Raw genomic sequence first — 15,461 nt, forward strand, 5'->3', positions numbered from 1 at the left:
AGTTGGAGAGCCCGGCCGCCGCCATTTTGGTCGACGAACGCATCGTCGTTGCAGTCCGTCGTCTGATCGATTTTTCCAGCAAGTGGCAGAGTCGGGAGAATTGCAGATAGAAACACCGGCGCAACGGGAACACCTCAGCAATTACGTCAACGTCACCCCGTTGCCTTCACCGGATGACCGGCCGCCCGCAATAGCGCCATCAGCATCGGCCCCAGCGAAAACTCATCTCGCTTGGCCCGATTGGTTAGGTCTCTGAGATACCCGCCGGCCGAATTGATGTGGCCGCCCCGCTCGAGAATGCAGGCGATCGTCACTGCCGCGTTCTCCGGACCCATTACCTCACAGGCCTCCTGATATGCGGACGGGCTCACCCCGAGCATCGATCTGACCACCACGGCGGCCGTCATGAGTTCTCGCCAGTTTCTGATCTGGCCTTCAGGACCGTAGTTTAAAATCTCGGGGCAGGCGCGCAAGACGAGACTAATCGGAAAAGCCTTAATCGGCACATGTTCGGCCTGCTTATTCTGGCTCGGCTTCGCCTCCTGCTCTTTTTCAGAGCGAGGTTCAAGTTCATTAAGGAGTTTGGTATTTGAATTCTGTATGTGACGCTCATTTTGAGCATCATTGGTGGTCATTTTTGAAGAAAAGTCATCGGAATTCAACTGGTTGATGATGTTCTGCCGCAAATTATCCAGCTCGACGCCCAAATCTCTCAGTTCGTCGAGCGTCGGGTTTCGAGGAATTCGCCTGACGGCGGCAAGATATTGCTCTTCCAGCTCGTCCCAATCGCCTTCAGCCCTCTCTTCGACGGCCGCCGTAATCAGCTTGCGGATATCCCGCCTGCAGATCGTTAGGTTCTCCTTTGCCCTGCGGAACGCGATCCGATCGGCAGCCACCTGCTGGGCAAGGCATGCCAGTTCCTCGGCGCGCATCAGAAGCGGCGATATGTCAAAACCGAAGGCGTGCTCGATCGAGCCTTCACCATCCTTTCGGGCGTAGCGTTTGCCGTTTGCACTATCCTTGCGGATGATCAGCCCTGCATCGACAAGCAGGGCAAGATGACGCCGCAGGGTAGCGCCCGCAATGCCATGCGCACGAATTGACAGCTGGATGTTCGACGGGAAAACGATGAGCTGTGCGTCCTGGCGCAGCTCATTCTCAGGATAGAAACTCAGAAGCGCATCGAGCACTGCAAGGCTCCGGTCCTGCAGACCAAGAACCTCTCGCGCTTCCGATGCGTCGCGGAAGACTTTCCATTTGTCTGCCGACTTGCCTTCCTTGATCCTGGTCGTGGCAATCTGCTGCTTCACAAGCGCAAGAGTTACCGACCGCCGCCCAAACGGCGTCGTCACTTGTCCACCTTCCATGTCCCTCGCCTCTTCAAAAAGGCAAAAGATTTACGCTCACCAAAACGGTGCCAAAGACTCTTGACTAGGATTCATGGAAATGCGATTCTCTAGTTCTCACACGACGAGAAGGGCTTCCATGACGGCAACGTTTCGGGGGCCTTTTTCTTTTGCGCGTTTTCCTTACTTAAAATGGTTCCGAAGTCTGTTTCTCGGCTTCAGTTCAAATCTTTGATCTTTCGCGCGTGAACCGCTCAGCCAGTGACGGCAGCTGCGCTTCGATGAAACGCAGGAATTCTGCTCCGGCCGGTGTATCCACCGAAATACGGATATCCTTGTTCGTGCGCGAAAAACTGCCAAGTGGTTCGCCTGCGGCGCCGGCAATCATCTTGCCGGCCTTCGACGGTGCGGCAGGTTTCAGGGCGTTAAAGGCTGCCAGAAACTTTTGATCGGATCCAAGCCGTCTTTGCGTAGCGACCGAAAGCACTCTGCGCAGTTCATCATGCAGGTCAGGCTGTTCCGAGAAAGCCTTTGCAAACTCCACCCACCTCGGACGACCGACCTTGGCTGCCCGACCAATTGTTTCGACGATATCGAGCGGAAGGGCGCGATAAACCGCTCGCATTCGCGCAAGCTCGGGATCGTCGATAGACAATGCCGCCTTGATATCACGAGGCTTCACATCGGCATCATCCATACGGCGGGCAAACAGGGTGCGCTCGATCCAGGTCAGATCCTGGCGATCGGCGTTTTCGATACCCTGCGCAATGACAAGCTCAACATCGGAAATCTCGACTTCGATCGCCTTGACCGGAATTCCAAGATCTCGGGCTGCCTGGAGCCGGCGATGGCCGTAGATTACCTGATAGCGATCGGGCGACGCTGGTGACTTGCGGACCTGGATCGGGACCTTCTGACCCTCGGACTTTATCGAGTTCCTGAAAGACTCGAAATCCGATGCGTTATCATCTGGAAGACGATCGGGAAAGGGAGAGGGATCAACCTTTGACGGGTCGAGCTCTCTGATCGCACCACCACCCGATTCAACAAGCGCCTTGAGGCGATCGCGTTCCGATTTGATGTCGTCGATCGCCCTGTGCGCCGCACCGATCACGCCGGCACCGACACGTGCAGTTGGTGCAGGTTGTTGCGGGGAGGCAGGAGCATCGGTCGTCAGCCGGTTTTCAAGTTCCGCCGACAGCAGGCCAAAATTTGCAACGATGGATTTACGCGATGACTTGTTGGTCATGTGCGTCCCCAGCTGGTGTTGATGAGTTTCACGATCGCTTCGTTGACGGCATCAACCGCCTCGCGTGCGCGTTTATGCGTGTCACGGCCGATCTGGCCCATTTCGAGTTCGTAGATCGAGCGTTTTGCAAGTCCTGCTGCCTCGACAGCGGTGCTTTCAATCAGCGTCGGAAGAAGCACATCCGTTCCGAAGAGATGGCGCATCAGCGCAACGACCTGAGACTGTGGTGCGTCGTTGGGGTCATGGCGGGTAATGAGATAGCGGATGAAATCCTGATCAAGCTGCGCTCCGCTCTCATTGAGCACGCTTATCAGATCTCCCATCATCAGGAGAAACTGGCTCATGGATGCGACATCGAGCATCGCCGGGTGTACCGTAATAATCATGCTGGTCGCAGCATAAATCGCACTCAGCGTCAGAAACCCGAGAGACGGCGGAGTGTCGAGAATGACGACGTCATAGTCCTGATCAACCTCGGCAAGAGCAAGCTTCAACCGTTCGAAGAAGATCGCTCCCGAGCCCGATTTCTGCGCCAGAACCCGCGGCGTTTCATGCTCATATTCCATCACTTCGAGGTTGCCGGGGATCAGATCGATCCCGTCGAAATAGGTCTTGCGGATGATATCGCGGATTGGCCGGCGCTCGGCGTCATCGTAGCGAAGAGCAGCGTAGATCGTTTCGTTGGCACCCACATCGAATTCGGGCTGCGCGCCGAACAGCGCAGAAAGTGATGCCTGCGGATCGAGATCAAGAGCAAGGACGCGGTAGCCTTGCAGCGCGAGATAATGCGCAAGATGGACGCAGGTCGTGGTCTTGGCACTACCGCCCTTGAAGTTGGCGATCGCAACGACCTGGAGATGCTCGCCCTCGCGTCGGCGTGGAGAAAATCTCAGCGCTTCAGAAGGCTTTTGGGCGGCAAAGAGCTCGCGCAATTCATTGATCTGAGCAAGCGTATAGACACGATGGTTATTTTCCAGCCGGCCAGGGATCGGTCCACGGCCTTCGCTCGACATGAGTTTCAGCGTAGAATCGGGTATAGAGGTCAGCTTGGAGACTTCGTTGGTGAGGAACGGCCGCAGGCTTTTCTCCGACTTCGGAGGATACATGCGGGTGCGAAGGTCCTGCAACTGCTGAGACAGAAGACCCGCATGGCGCATGATCTTGGCGCCAGCGTCTTCCTTCTGACCGCTCGTCATTTCTGCATGTTTTGCTATCGCCATATTTTCCTCTTGGCGGGCAGTCGCCGGTTTGCCGACCATCGTCCGCCAAAGGTACAACATGATTCTGTTTCGCCGTCCAGTTATTTACGGTTAACCGGATCTTGACGTCCGTGGTTGACAGGGGAATAGAGGCGGCCATTTTATAAATTATAATCAGATACTTATAGAATATTTTGGCCATCCTGCCCCTGCGGTGGCAACTGCATTTTTGCTCGGCAATCAAGGTCATCAGCGTCGGTCGAAACGAGATTTTCAATGCAAAAAAATCTACCCCATAGCGAATCGAACGACATTCGATCTCAAGAGGCAACCACTCGGCCATACTAAAAGGGCCGGCTGCGAGCCGATCTATCGGATTTTGTCTGACCGAGGACCATCGCCGTTTTTACGTTGGTGATAATTGTGACAGCGGATCGATCGGCGAGGGGCCGTCACAAAACGACGGAGGGATCAAAGCAGCTTTTCAAAACCGTCTACCGAGTCAAAATGCTTCCCGCATGGAGGCACGTTCAACGATTTCGGTTTTCAGAACGACCTTGCGGGCCATCTGACCTTTGCCATTTAGCCGCTCGACCAGCAACCTGGCCGCCGTCGCACCGAGATCGTAGACGGGTTGGCGCACGACGGTCACGGGAGGCGTCGTTACAGACGTCCAATCCGCATCATGGAACGATACCAGCGACAGGTCGTCCGGGATGCTAAGCCCCAGTTGACGGTGAACCTTGAACACCTCCAGGCCGATTATACTGTCCGATGCAATGATTGCCGTCGGACGCTGCGCCGACTGGAGCATTTCGGTAACGATGCGATGCGTCTCTTGCTGCGTGACGGCACCGACCTGTACCCAGCTTTCCATGTTGGTCAGACCAGCCTCACTGCACGCACCAAGATACCCTTCGATGCGTCGCCTGACCGAACCGGTACTGATGTCGTTTGCAGTGCGGAACCGATGATCCGGCGTGTCGCAGGCGGTTAAATAGGCGATGCGGCGGTGGCCGAGCGCAATCAGCCGGCGTGTAATATTCTCGGCGGCATGCCGGTCGTCGGCAATAACAGTGTCGACATCGAGCGTGTCGCTTCCACGATCGAGCAACGCGAGCGGCAGCCCCGAGCGAATAACCTCATGCAGATGCTCGACGTCGTTTTCCTTGGCCGGCGAGACGATGAGACCGTCGACACGCTTGGCAAGCAGAGTGCGGATGGCCGCTCTTTCCGCAACGACGTCTTCACCCGAGTTAATGAGGATGACGGTGAAGCCTGCCTGCCGGGCAATATCCGTGATGCCTCGCACGGCGAGGCTGAAAAAGGGGTTTTCAATATCTCCCACCACTACGCCGATGGTGCCTGAACGACCTGTCGTCATGCTGCGAGCAAGCTCATTGGGGCGATAATCGAGGGACCGAGCCGCTGCCAGGACCGCCTCTCTCACCCGGTCGCTGACGGTTCCGTAGCCACCCAGCACGCGTGCAGCCGTTGCCTTTGAGACGCCGGCTTGGCGTGCGACGTCAGCGACTGTAACGGAAGGAGTTTTAGGCGGGATCTTGTCCATAAGCGGTAGCCTTACAAGAGAACTTGACGACTGGCAAATGCGAAGATAACAATTGCCAATATTCAAAGAGACCGGTCTCTTTCCAATTGAGACCGGTCTCAAATATAAAAAGACTTCCGACATGCGAACTGCATGGGCCGGGTAGGTGACGTCATGCCGCCGACCGGGTGGGACCCGTGCGCCTTGAATTTATCGCAGACAACGACACCAGAGGAGAAGAAACCAATGCAATTTACCCAAGCCTTAACATCCGCCTTCGCAAAAATTCGCGCGACCACGGCCGCGATCACACTCGGTGTCCTTGCAGGCGCTGCGACGCCCGCACTTGCCGACAATCCGCTTGGCCTCATCGATCCCGCCACCATCAGTGTCGGCACGATGGGCGATGCCAAGCCTTATGCCTTCACCACCGCCGACGGCAACTTTACCGGTTTCGACATAGAGCTGTTCCTCAACGTAGCCGAACGTCTTGGGTTCAAGAAGGAACAGGTGGTGTTCACCGGCCAGGAATTCTCGGCCCTGATGCCCTCTGTCGCCAACGGCCGCTTCGATGTTGCGGCCGCTGCGATCGGCACGACTGCCAAGCGCAAAGAGACCATTGATTTCTCTGATGGTTATCTTGCAGGTTTCTTGAGCGTCCTCACTTCGGAGGCAGGCATCACCGATGCAGCGGGTCTCAAGGGCAAGCGTCTCGGTGTGGTGCAGGGTACACTTCAGGAAATCTATGCCGAGAAGAATTTTGCCGGCACCGATCTCGTGAAGTTCCCGGACAACAATTCTGCCGTTTCCGCACTCAACAACGGGACGGTCGATGCACATTTCCTCGATTTCGAGGCTGCAAAGGACTATTCCGCCCGTTATCCGGCGCTAAAAGTCGCAGTCAACATTCCGAGCTTCGATGCGCCCGCCGGCTTCGTCATCCGCAAGGGTAACGACGCATTGCGCGAGGCGCTTAACAAGGGCCTGAAAGAGGCCATGCAGGACGGCACCTGGAAAAAGCTGCACGAAAAATGGTTCCCCGGCACGCCGATGCCGCAGGCATATCTTCCCAAGCAGTGATGCCACCTTCCGGTCCGGCCTTCACCGGTCGGACCGGCCTTTCTTTCAAGGGATATCCTGATGAACTGGCTTGAAAACCTGCGCCGTAGCTTCCTCGACTGGAATGCCATGGCCGAAGTGCTGCCGACCATGATCACAGTTGGTCTCAAGAATACGCTGATCCTGGCTGCGACCTCGACTGTGCTTGGCGTCGCCATCGGCATGATGCTTGCGATCATGGGCATTTCCCGCTCGCCCTGGCTGCGCATTCCCGCTCGTCTTTATACCGATATTTTCCGCGGCCTGCCGGCCATCGTCACAATTCTCCTGATTGGCCAGGGTTTTGCCCGCATTGGCCGCGAGCTCTTCGGTCCGTCGCCGTATCCGCTCGGCATTCTGGCACTCAGCCTGATTGCCGGTGCCTATATCGGCGAGATTTTCCGCTCTGGTATCCAGAGCGTCGACCGTGGGCAGATGGAGGCCTGCCGGGCATTGTCGATGAGCTATGGCCAGGGCATGCGCCTTATCGTCGTGCCGCAGGGCGTGCGCCGCGTGCTGCCGGCCCTCGTCAACCAGTTCATCGGCAACGTCAAGGATTCGAGCCTTGTCTATTTCCTCGGGCTTCTGGCCTCCGAGCGTGAGATATTTCGCGTGGGACAGGACCAGGCGGTGGTGACCGGCAATCTTTCACCGCTCCTGCTGGCGGGCGTGTTTTACCTTGTCGTTACCGTGCCGCTTACCCATGTCGTCAATGCGATCGACAATCGTCTACGGGTTGGCAAGCAGCGCCCCTCCGTCATCACCAGCGGACTGGAGGAAGTCAGTGAACTCGACAGTGCAGCTCGCGCGACTGGCGTCTCGTTCAAGGGTGGCAGCCTCGATGTGCGCCGTCTCGGTATGGCCTATGGCGATCTTGATGTGCTGAGGGGTGTCGACCTTTTGGTCAAGGCGGGCAGCGTCACCTGCATCATCGGCCCGTCCGGATCCGGAAAATCGACCCTGCTGCGTGGGCTCAACCGTCTGGTCGAGCCGAAGAGCGGCGATATTCTTATTGATGGCGAAAGCATTCTCGCAATGAAGCCGGAAACGCTGCGCCGCCGGGTCGGCATGGTCTTCCAGCATTTCAACCTCTTTCCCGACCACACGGCGCTGGAAAACGTCATGCTGTCGCTGACGAAGATCAAGGGCCTGCCCGCAGCCGAGGCCGAGCGCATCGCCAAGGCAAGGCTTGCCGATGTCGGCCTTGCGAGCCGCCAGCACCACCGTCCGGGTGGTCTTTCCGGCGGGCAGCAGCAGCGCGTTGCCATTGCCCGTGCGCTTGCCATGGAACCGGAAGTCATCCTCTTCGACGAGGTGACGAGTGCGCTCGATCCGGAATTGGTCAAGGGCGTGCTCAACCTCATGGCCGAGCTCGGCACGCGTGGCATGACCATGGTCGTCGTCACGCATGAAATGGGATTTGCCCGCCGGGTCGCCGATCAGGTCGTCTTCATGGACGAGGGGCGCGTCGTTGAAGCCGGCACGCCAGAGGCAATATTCGACAAACCGCAAAGCCCGCGTCTACAGCGTTTCCTTGCGGAAGTGCTCTGAGCGCCGGGAGGAGAAAACAATGACACAAACGATACGATGGGGCGTGCTCGGTTGCGCGGGCATCGCTGCCAAGGCGGTCATTCCCGCCATCCAGTCCAGCCGCCTGGGGCGGGTTGCGGCAATCGCCTCGCGCGATGCCGCAAAGGCGAAGGAGATGGCGACCCGCTTCGGCATCGCCAAGTCTTATGGCAGCTACGAGGAACTGCTTGCCGATCCGGAAATAGACGCAATCTACAACCCTTTGCCCAATCATCTGCACGTGCCTCTGACAATCAAGGCACTGGCGCAGGGCAAACCCGTGCTCTGTGAGAAGCCGATCGCGCTTGATGCCGCGCAGGCGAGGGAACTGGCAGCGGCACAAAAGGCGGCGGGCCTGCCGGTCGCGGAAGCCTTCATGGTGCGCCACCACCCGCAATGGAAGAAGGCGCGCGCGTTGATTGCCGAGGGGCGCCTCGGCGAGGTGAGGGCCATCCAGACGATCTTTTCCTACTATCTCGACGACCCCGGGAATGTACGCAACCAGGCTGATATTGGCGGCCGCGGTCTGTTCGACGTTGGTTGTTACGCCATCAACAAGGCGCGGTTCCTGTTCGACGCGGAACCGGTACGGGCGATCGCCCTCATGGAGCGCGATCCCGTCTTCGGCACGGACCGGCTGACGAGCGGGCTGCTGGCGTTTCCAGAGGGAAGGCAGCTTGCCTTCACCTGTTCCACACAACTCTCCCTCACACAGAAGGTCACGGTGCTTGGAACGCGCGGGCGTCTGGAAATCCCCATTCCCTTCAATGCACCGGCTGACGAGCCGACCATCCTTGTCTTTGATGATGGCCGCGATCTTGCCGGCGGCGGCCGCGAGGAGATCGCGATCGGGCCTGTCGACCAGTATCGCGAACAGGCCGATGCATTCGCCGAGGCTGTCCTCTCCGGCGGACCACTCGAGACGGGGCTTGGCGACGCAATCGCGAATATGACGGCGATTGACGCGCTGTTCCGCTCAGCAGCCAGCGGCCGCTGGGAGATCCCCGAATACCTTACCCCATCCGTATGACAATTGATTGAAAGCCAATTCCATGACCGACAACACCATCTCTTCGGCCGTCATCATCGGTGCCGGTATCTTCGGCGTTTCCACTGGCGTACAGCTTGCGCGGCGCGGCATTAAGGTGACGATTCTCAATGACGGCCCGCCGGCCAATGGTGCCTCCGGCCGCTCGCTGTCCTGGCTGAACTCGGCACGCATGCGCTCTGAGCCCTATCATCGGCTGCGTATGGCCGGCATCGACCGGTATCGCACACTCGCGGCGCGGAATCCCGGCGCAGAATGGCTTCGCTTTGATGGCGGGCTGACCTGGGACGCGGATGACGAGCGCAACGAGATCGACACGGCCTATCGCCACGAAGTTTCGCTTGCCTATGATACGCAGCGCCTTTCCGCAGCCGAAGTCGTCCGCGTCGTGCCCGGTGTCGATGCCGGCGCAATCACTCCACAGGGTGCAATCTACAATCCCGGCGAAGGCTGGGTCGATCTGCCGACGCTGATTGGCGTGCTGCTTGAGGAGTTTTTCGCACTCGGTGGCGTTCTGGTAACGGACCAGGGTGCTGCACGGGTGGTGATCGAGGGTGGTCGTGTCATTGGCGCGCAAACTACAAATGGTGTGCTCAATCGGGCGGATGCCGTCGTGCTTGCCACCGGTCCGGCCGTCCCGAAGATGGCTGCGGAAAGCGGACAGACCATTGCCGACGGGACACCGATCGCCCTTCTCGTGCAGACGAGGCCGCTCGCCCATCCCCTGCGCGCTGTTCTCAATACACCGCGCGTCGCTGTTCGCCCGGCGCCGGGCCGCACATTCTCACTGGATGCCGACTGGGCGGCCGATGAGGGTGTGACAGTGCGCGCAGACGGCAGCTATGATATCGACGATAGCGTGGTTTCAGAGCTTTTGGTTGAGGCTGCGCGGGTGATGGAAGGCAATCCGAAACTCGAGGTGGCTTCCATCGGCGTTGGTGGCAAACCGATCCCCGGCGATGGCGAGCCGGTGATCGGAGCCATCAAGGGTATTTCCGGTTACTACGTGGCCTTTAGCCACAGTGGTGCTACACTAGGCCTCATCGTGGGCGAGCTGCTCGCGTTCGAGGTTGCGACAGGCACCGAACATCCCATGCTCGCAACCTTCCGACCTGAGCGTTTCCCCTTGAATTGAGCAATGTGAGGCAGATATCGCCAAAATGAGCCGGCCGCCGCCGCGGCCGGCATTTTTTTATTGATATGGAAACGTCGGCCCGGTCTCTCACATAAGGCTAATGCGCTTGTCGACGGCACGACCCTGAAGAAAATCAGGGATTCAAAGATACCATCATACCGTTGCCCCACATACAGAAACGGGCGCCGCGGGTGGAAATCGGCACGTTGCGTAGCGACGCACAGACGAAGTTGATCAGTGACCGCACTGGTCGATCTGCCTGCCAACTGTTCCGCCAGTTGTCTCCCGTGCCCTGTCGATCGTAGCTGTTTGCAGATTTAGTCGAATCCGATGTGCGAAGCACATTTTATTGCTTCAGAACCTATGTCCGACGCTCAGAGAACACAACTTCAAGATGAAACTACACCATATGAAAACTAATCGTTGACGCGACGATTTCAGTCCGTTATACATAAATCATCGATCTTTTGCTTGCCGAGCTTTGTCTACCGCGCGATTGGCACCGCGCTTTAAGCGAACTTCCATTTCAAAAATAGTCGGTTTCCTCGCTGCGCAGCATCGGCTTCGCGGTCCTACACTCTATGCTTTGAAAGGGTTCAACATGACCACTGGCACAGTAAAATGGTTTAATTCCACCAAAGGCTTCGGCTTCATCCAGCCCGACAATGGCGGCGCTGATGCGTTCGTTCATATCTCCGCTGTTGAGCGCGCCGGAATGCGCGAGCTCGTTGAAGGCCAGAAGATCGGCTTCGAACTCGAGCGCGACAACAAGTCGGGCAAGATGTCTGCTACCAATCTGCAGGCCGCATAAATCAAGATTTGCTTCCCTTTGACCACGGATGTACTGGCACTGTCGGAAGCTGCTTCATTAAGGTCAGGCGTTTTGCCTGGCCTTTTTCGTTTCGGTTTCAAGCCGAACCAATTGAGATTGCAAGAACAGAAAAACAAAGTGGATCCGGCGCGCAGACGACGATCTGCCTCACCGGCATCCAGATGTTATTTTCTGTCAAAAGCAACCTGGCGGCAGTGTCGGAATACGGCGCTCACGCCCCTTAGACCGAATGGCTGCCAGCGGCACGTCTCGCCAAGAAGGCAGGGCCACTGCTCCATCAGTCCGGTCATAAAACGCGCCAAAACGCGATGATCTCTCTTCCACTCATTATCAGGATATCCATGAAGAACGCCCGAAACAATGACGTCGCCGACCGTCGCGCCGCATCTACCGAAGCCAAAGCTGCTCTGCTCAATGCGTACCGCGCGGCAAAGACCGCTTTAGAACCTTCCAGGCTGGCAAGACAGGCAGAACGAGCAGCCATTGCCACCGCTCGGGAAGAGCGACGTCTTCAACGCGAGCGCACGAAGCTTGAAGAACAACAGCGTGTCGAGACCGACGCTTTGCAGCGCCAGGCAGCGATTGAGGCGGTCGCAGTCGCAGAAATCGAAGCGCGGGAGAGTGCGGAAAAGGCACGTATAGCCCGAGTCATTGAAGATGAGACGATGCGAAAGGCTGAACGCGACCGGCGCTACGCTAACCGCAAGGCAAGACAAGCCTAACCTTGCCCTTGCACGCCGACCCCACAACATGACGGCGTCATGCTTGTGACACTCTAACGAAAGCAGCCCCATGGCACCGGATAATAACGAGCTCCAGGCAATCAACACGTCGTGGCAAATCGCTATCCAGGAAATCCTGCGCATGGTCATTCGCGACATGTACCATGACGGTGGAGAAGCGAATTTCAAGGCCCATATAAAACGTATTGAAGAAGCTGCGGTCGACAGCATCCACTCCGATCTGCGACTTCGAGGAACCGACGAGTGGACTGAAGTGCTTGTAAAGGAACGGGCGAGCAACTTCGTGACGACATTGCTGACGTCGTTCACTTACGACCGTGCCTGACCCCTGGACATCGGTTTTAACGAGGAACTGAGCCGATTGCCAAGGAGAAGTGCGCCACCTCCGAGTACGATTTTCTGATCAGGGTTTGGTCGAGGGATTGGCTTTTTCTCCTTTCTTCTGTGCCAGGGCGGCTGAGCTGGCCTTAAAGCTGAAACTGTCGTGCCCGGTATTCCGCATCAGTGGATCGAGCTCTCCGCTCCTTCAGAAGCGATCCACCAAACCCTACCCTCGCTTTGCGAGCCCCGCGGGACGGTGTACGGTGAAAGCAGACAAACGAGCTTTTGGCTCAGGTGGAGCTCGACCCCTGCTGCCAGCGGGCTGCCTTACGGGAGAAGAGACCATGTTCACGCACGTCATGATCGGCAGTAATGATCTGGAGCGGTCAAGAAACTTCTACGACGCCACATTCGCTGGACTGGGTGGCAGGCCCGGCGAGATGGATGCGAGAGGCAGACTGATCTATGTCCACGAAGGCGGACGACTGATGATCACGAAACCGATCGACGGCAAGGCGGCGACCGTTGCCAACGGCGGGACAATCGGAATCGCCGCCCTGAGCCGCGAGCATGTTCTGGCGTGGCACGACGCCGGTGTTATGCACGGCGGCACATCGATCGAGAGCCCGCCGAATGAGCGCCCAAACGGGGCCTTCGTCGCTTATCTTCGTGATCCGGACGGACATAAACTGAGCGCACGGTCTCAGCCGATAAAGTGACGCCAGCGCCAATAGCGCTGGTATTCTCGCAGCTGTTGTGGGTTGGTCTTTCTGCATAACTTTTGCAGCCGGATCTGCCGCCACATTAATCGCAACATTACGCTCAACATCCACGCATCTTGGAACCTACCATCGGCGGGTTAAGACGGGCAAAGCCCTCCTGACGATGATAGGGGAAATGCGGATATGGCGGCGTCAAGACGCTCGCATTGTCCAGGAGAGCAATCTGATCATCGGTGAGATGCCAGCCGACCGCTCCGAGATTCTGTCGGAGCTGCTCTTCGTTTCGCGCTCCCATGATAATAGAAGACACCGTGGGCCTGCCTGCAAGCCAGTTGAGCGCCACTTGCGCAACTGTTTTGTCGACCTGTCTTGCGACGTCTTCAAGGGCATCGACGACGCGATAGAGATGCTCCTCATCGACTGGAGGACCAAAGCTTGCGGTTTCGTGAAGGCGACTGTCCTTCGGCAGCGGAGCGCCGCGCCTGATCTTTCCTGTAAGCCGGCCCCACCCAAGCGGACTCCAGACGAGTGCTCCAAGCCCTTGATCCATACCCAGTGGCATCAGATCCCACTCGTAGTCTCGGCCGAGAAGGGAATAGTACACCTGATTGGCAATGTAGCGAGGCCATCCGTACGTGTCGGCAACCGCCAGCGACTTCATGATTTCCCATCCCGAAAAGTTCGAGATGCCGACGTAGCGGACCTTTCCCGCCCGAACGAGCATATCAAGGGTCGACAAGACTTCTTCAACAGGTGTCCGGGCGTCGTAGGCATGAAGTTGCAGGATGTCTATATAGTCCGTCCGAAGCCGGCGAAGTGCGTCTTCGACTGATCTGATCAAGCGAAACCTGGAGGAACCCGCATCGTTCGGCCCATCTCCCATAGGCAGGCTGGTCTTCGTCGATATCAGCACGGTCTCGCGACGACCTTCCAGCGCTGCACCCAGCACCTCCTCCGATGCGCCGTTGGAGTAGACATCTGCGGTATCGAACAGATTAACGCCTGCTTCAACGCAGATATCGATAAGTTGCCTTGCCTCGGTGACATCGGTCGTGCCCCATGCACTGAAAAGGGGACCTGCCCCTCCAAACGTGCCTGCGCCAAAGCTCAGGACCGAGACTTTGAGGCCTGATCGGCCAAGAGAACGATATTCCATCTGGTCTTCCTTCTGGAGAAATGGAAGCGACTTGCGCCACCTGATGGGGAAGAGATAGGAGATTCGGCTTTCGTGATATAGATTGCGGGTGGGAACAACATTTGTGAAATTGGGGACCAGATGGCTCGAGCGGAAGTCAATCGATCCGGAGAAATGGAAGTCTTCGTGCAGGTTGTCGAGCGCGGTGGCTTCTCGTCAGCTGCTCGCAGCGTCGGAATGACGCCGTCGGCGGTGAGCAAACTGGTCGCGAGACTGGAGGCGCGGTTGGGTACCCGTCTCATCAACCGTTCGACGCGCGTGTTCAAGTTGACCTCGGAAGGCTGCGTCTTTTTCGAGCGCGCCACGCGTATCCTGGCAGACATCGAAGATGCCGAGCGGATCGCCAGTGCGGGTGAGGTGCCCAGTGGCCGCCTCCGCCTGAGTACCAGCGCCTCCTATGCCACCCATGTCCTCGCCGGCATATTCCCGGAATTCCTGGAGCGATATCCTGCGATTACCGTCGATATCGTGCAAAGCGACCTTGTCGTCGATCTGCTTGAGGACCGAATGGACGTTGCGGTTCGCGCAGGCCCGCTCAAAAGTTCGAGCCTCATAGCGCGCAGGCTTGGCGATACTGCAATGACAATCGTCGCTGCTCCCTCTTATGTCGACCGGCGTGGGCTGCCCCGGACTATCGAGGAGCTTGAAAGGCATGACAGGCTGGGCCTTGGTTACACCCGCGCGATGGATGGCTGGCCGTTAATATCGGCAGGCGGGACGATTTTTGCTCCAGTCGCCGCCCGTGTCCAGGCCGCTGACGGCGAGGCGCTGCGACAGCTGGTACTCGCTGGAAATGGAATTGCCCGCCTCGCCAACTTCACGATCCGCGGTGATTTGAAGGCCGGCCGGCTGGTGCCGGTGCTCGACGAGTATAATCCTGGAGACCGGGAGGAGTTTCATGCCATTCATATCGGGCAGGGTGGCCCGCTGCCTTCGAGAGTGCGCGCTCTTCTTGATTTCCTGGCCAAGCAAGGCAAAGTTACATAGGCGCGTAACTGATGCTTGAGCGCTCTGATCACGGCGTCTCGACCTTTTAAAGCTTGGCGCAACGCTTTCTCATCCCGAGCGTCCCTGTTGGAAGGCTGGGCGCCTCTAGGAAGGCGGCCCAGCTTTGTTTGTTGCGATCAGCAATCACAGTCGGCCCTGTTCAAGCAGCTCGCGGGTCCGCTTCAGCGTCGATTCGAGGGCCGACTTGTAGCCTTTGTCGCTGTCGCCGTCTGGCGCGTGGTGACGCAACTTGACTCGCCGATGAAAACACCCGCTGGCGCGGATGCGAAAACCTGGTTCCGCGAGGCGGGCCAGACGCTGGCCTGAAGACGACCGTCCGGTATCAGCGGTTCGAATCCCAACAAGGTGAAGCCTGAGCCGGGATTAACATGAGTTTTCTTCTCTACTATTGCCAGCAGTTCGGCGAACCGGTATTGCGTCGAAAACAGATTTCGGGCGGGCAAGGAG

14 protein-coding genes are annotated in these 15,461 nt (G+C 57.8%); 9 read left to right on the forward strand and 5 right to left on the reverse strand.

Annotated features, from left to right (window positions below; translation table 11 throughout):
- Nucleotides 1-152: 152 nt before the first annotated feature.
- From repC to CRP02_RS02840, 4 genes are all read right to left on the reverse strand, one after another.
- Nucleotides 153-1,367 (reverse strand): plasmid replication protein RepC, encoded by a 1,215-nt coding sequence (gene repC, locus CRP02_RS02825; RefSeq protein ID WP_097170168.1) that lies wholly within the window; start codon nt 1,365-1,367, stop codon nt 153-155.
- A gap of 202 nt (nt 1,368-1,569) precedes the next feature.
- Nucleotides 1,570-2,595 (reverse strand): plasmid partitioning protein RepB, encoded by a 1,026-nt coding sequence (repB, locus tag CRP02_RS02830; protein ID WP_097170169.1) that lies wholly within the window; start codon nt 2,593-2,595, stop codon nt 1,570-1,572.
- Nucleotides 2,592-3,875, reverse strand: coding sequence for a plasmid partitioning protein RepA (repA, locus tag CRP02_RS02835; protein ID WP_154961928.1), 1,284 nt, complete (start codon nt 3,873-3,875; stop codon nt 2,592-2,594). Before repA ends, repB begins: the two co-directional genes overlap by 4 nt.
- Nucleotides 3,876-4,296: 421 nt before the next feature.
- The gene (locus CRP02_RS02840; RefSeq protein WP_097170171.1) at nt 4,297-5,364 is read right to left on the reverse strand and encodes a LacI family DNA-binding transcriptional regulator; all 1,068 of its coding nucleotides are present in this window, start codon (nt 5,362-5,364) and stop codon (nt 4,297-4,299) included.
- A 225-nt stretch (nt 5,365-5,589) separates the two neighbouring features.
- Here CRP02_RS02840 and CRP02_RS02845 point away from each other — a divergent pair, with 225 nt between their 5' ends.
- The 8 genes from CRP02_RS02845 to CRP02_RS02880 all read left to right on the forward strand — a co-directional run bounded on the left by CRP02_RS02845 (nt 5,590) and on the right by CRP02_RS02880 (nt 12,808).
- Nucleotides 5,590-6,423, forward strand: a complete 834-nt coding sequence (locus CRP02_RS02845; protein ID WP_038497368.1) for an ABC transporter substrate-binding protein — start codon at nt 5,590-5,592, stop codon at nt 6,421-6,423.
- A gap of 60 nt (nt 6,424-6,483) precedes the next feature.
- Nucleotides 6,484-7,992 (forward strand): amino acid ABC transporter permease/ATP-binding protein, encoded by a 1,509-nt coding sequence (locus CRP02_RS02850; RefSeq protein WP_097099161.1) that lies wholly within the window; start codon nt 6,484-6,486, stop codon nt 7,990-7,992.
- A gap of 19 nt (nt 7,993-8,011) precedes the next feature.
- Nucleotides 8,012-9,040 (forward strand): Gfo/Idh/MocA family protein, encoded by a 1,029-nt coding sequence (locus CRP02_RS02855; protein WP_097170172.1) that lies wholly within the window; start codon nt 8,012-8,014, stop codon nt 9,038-9,040.
- Nucleotides 9,041-9,062: 22 nt separating this feature from the next.
- On the forward strand, nt 9,063-10,193 hold the full coding sequence (locus tag CRP02_RS02860) for an NAD(P)/FAD-dependent oxidoreductase (protein ID WP_097170173.1): 1,131 nt from the start codon (nt 9,063-9,065) through the stop codon (nt 10,191-10,193).
- 601 nt (nt 10,194-10,794) lie between these two features.
- The gene (locus CRP02_RS02865) at nt 10,795-11,004 is read left to right on the forward strand and encodes a cold-shock protein (RefSeq protein ID WP_003519318.1); all 210 of its coding nucleotides are present in this window, start codon (nt 10,795-10,797) and stop codon (nt 11,002-11,004) included.
- A 362-nt stretch (nt 11,005-11,366) separates the two neighbouring features.
- A complete protein-coding gene (locus CRP02_RS02870) occupies nt 11,367-11,747 on the forward strand; it encodes a DUF6481 family protein (RefSeq protein WP_097170277.1) in 381 nt (126 codons plus the stop codon).
- Nucleotides 11,748-11,817: 70 nt separating this feature from the next.
- On the forward strand, nt 11,818-12,093 hold the full coding sequence (locus tag CRP02_RS02875; RefSeq protein WP_003519315.1) for a hypothetical protein: 276 nt from the start codon (nt 11,818-11,820) through the stop codon (nt 12,091-12,093).
- Nucleotides 12,094-12,433: 340 nt separating this feature from the next.
- Nucleotides 12,434-12,808, forward strand: a complete 375-nt coding sequence (locus CRP02_RS02880; RefSeq protein WP_097170174.1) for a VOC family protein — start codon at nt 12,434-12,436, stop codon at nt 12,806-12,808.
- A gap of 103 nt (nt 12,809-12,911) precedes the next feature.
- On the opposite strand, the gene CRP02_RS02885 is transcribed toward CRP02_RS02880, so the two are convergent.
- Nucleotides 12,912-13,967, reverse strand: a complete 1,056-nt coding sequence (locus CRP02_RS02885; RefSeq protein WP_097099165.1) for an aldo/keto reductase — start codon at nt 13,965-13,967, stop codon at nt 12,912-12,914.
- 120 nt (nt 13,968-14,087) lie between these two features.
- Here CRP02_RS02885 and CRP02_RS02890 point away from each other — a divergent pair, with 120 nt between their 5' ends.
- The gene (locus CRP02_RS02890; RefSeq protein WP_097170175.1) at nt 14,088-14,993 is read left to right on the forward strand and encodes a LysR family transcriptional regulator; all 906 of its coding nucleotides are present in this window, start codon (nt 14,088-14,090) and stop codon (nt 14,991-14,993) included.
- Nucleotides 14,994-15,461: the final 468 nt, after the last annotated feature.

The sequence above is a fragment of the Rhizobium sp. AN5 genome (genome assembly GCF_900215255.1).
In the GTDB taxonomy this organism is placed as follows: domain Bacteria; phylum Pseudomonadota; class Alphaproteobacteria; order Rhizobiales; family Rhizobiaceae; genus Agrobacterium; species Agrobacterium tumefaciens.